The organism is Photorhabdus noenieputensis (assembly GCF_018448935.1).
GTDB lineage: Bacteria > Pseudomonadota > Gammaproteobacteria > Enterobacterales > Enterobacteriaceae > Photorhabdus > Photorhabdus noenieputensis.
The window spans coordinates 1-495 of the sequence record NZ_RCWC01000184.1; the positions used below are offsets into that span (position 1 = coordinate 1).

1 protein-coding gene is annotated in these 495 nt (G+C 59.4%); it reads right to left on the bottom strand.

The window, feature by feature from the left end; translation table 11 throughout:
- Positions 1–495, bottom strand: a 495-nt coding sequence (locus tag EAE91_RS23785) for a hemagglutinin repeat-containing protein (protein ID WP_214090574.1), incomplete at both ends; no start/stop codon positions are given.

Below are 495 nucleotides of genomic sequence, written 5' to 3' on the forward strand. Positions count from 1 at the left end.
CCCGGAGCTGTTCTCCTGCGTTGAGGGTGACATTGCCCTGGCTGCTGCCGACCGTGCTGCCTTTGCTAAGCTGGCTGTCACTGTCGGTGGTGACTTTCTGGCTGGCTTTGCCTAAGGTGAAGCCAATCCCGCCCGTGCCCATCAGGCCCGATTTTTTCTCCTGCCGCAAATGGGTTTCATCGTGCGCTTCCGCAGCGGTGGTAACAGTGAGCTGATGACCGGCGTTCAGGCTGACATCCTGCGTGCCCGCGACGTTGCTGCCGCGGATATTGAGGTCTTTACCGGCCTGTAGAGTCACTTTATCGCCACTGAACGTGGTGCTGAGCGCCTGCCGGTCATGCACTTCATCGTGGGTTTCCACTGACGATTTCGACAGCCAGCCTTTGCTGGTTTGCTTGCTGTGCTCCACTAAGTCGGATGAGGCTGTACCGGTGGTCAGCGTCAGGTTATTTCCGGCCTGCGCCGTCAGGTGTTGACCGGCGTTGACATGGGCGG